The organism is Nostoc sp. UIC 10890, from assembly GCF_054786515.1.
This window is the reverse complement of record NZ_JBSGKF010000187.1, coordinates 1-1,076: the sequence shown is the minus strand read 5'-3', so window position 1 is coordinate 1,076 and position 1,076 is coordinate 1. Positions and strand designations below refer to the sequence as shown.

Here is a 1,076-nt window from a genome sequence, read left to right as displayed (position 1 = left end):
AACAGCTTCCTTCGCGGCGTACAAAACTTCAGCGTTGATTTCTTTGAAACCGCGATCGCAATTAAATTTATTAGTGATGCACTAGAGTTATATTCTGTTACGTGAAATCATTGCTGAATAGGACGTACAAACTTATAATTCACATCTTACAAATAGTTGTGATTGTTCTCAAGCTAGACAAAGGCAGGCTTTATTCCACTTGTTATTTTGGCATATAATGAGATTATTAACATCTGATTGAAATACTCATTTGGAATGTTATTTTTCTCATTCGTAACTAGTGAATAAAATGGCTAAAACATTAACAATACAGTTGTCAGACGACTTAGAAAGTAAATTAACTGCTCAGGCACAAAAACTGAATCTATCTTTAGAAGATTTAATTTTGCAATCGTTATCTCAATCAGCTAAACAGGAGAATATCTCAGAATTCGATCCAATTTTACCTTTACTAGGTACATTGAAATTTGATAATTTTGATGTAGGAGAAAACCACGATCAATATCTCCAGCAAACTTTGCAGCAGGAGTTAAAAATTGACGAATAAAGTCTTTATAGATACATCTGGGTGGGCTAATTTATTTATTGCAACTGAGTCCTACCATGAACAAGCAAAGCAGTGCTTTCAACATAAACGTCAGCAAAATCAAGCAATGGTAACAACTAATTATGTTGTGATTGAACTAGTGGCTTTGCTGAATAGCCCTTTACGCGTACCTCGTCCCCAATTATTTAAATACGTAGAAGCGGTCAGAACTGCTCCTTATATCAACTTGATTTATATTGAACCAACAATAGATTCAGCAGCTTGGGAGCTACTCAAAACTAGAGAAGATAAAGCTTGGTCTTTGGTGGATAGCACTTCTTTTATAGTCATGCAACAGCTTGGCATTAAAGAGGCATTAACCACAGATCACCACTTTGAACAAGCTGGCTTTCTTCGTCTGCTGAAGTCAGAATAAGTAATAATAAAAGGCATTCCTTAAGATATGCCCTTTATTATTAAAAATCTCTAACCTGTTAACCTACGCCCCGACAGCTTCCTTCGCAGCGTATAACACTTCAGCGTTGATTTC

Annotated in this window: 2 protein-coding genes; both read left to right on the top strand. The window is 35.8% G+C overall.

From position 1 onward, the window contains the following. Positions 1–289: 289 nt before the first annotated feature. Complete coding sequence (locus ACWATR_RS40325) at positions 290–547, top strand: hypothetical protein (RefSeq protein ID WP_435023745.1); 258 nt, start codon at positions 290–292, stop codon at positions 545–547. After that, positions 537–962 carry a type II toxin-antitoxin system VapC family toxin gene (locus ACWATR_RS40320; RefSeq protein ID WP_435023744.1) on the top strand — a complete coding sequence of 142 codons (426 nt, stop codon included), beginning with the start codon at positions 537–539 and terminating at the stop codon, positions 960–962. The genes ACWATR_RS40325 and ACWATR_RS40320 overlap by 11 nt, the downstream gene beginning before the upstream one ends. Positions 963–1,076: the final 114 nt, after the last annotated feature.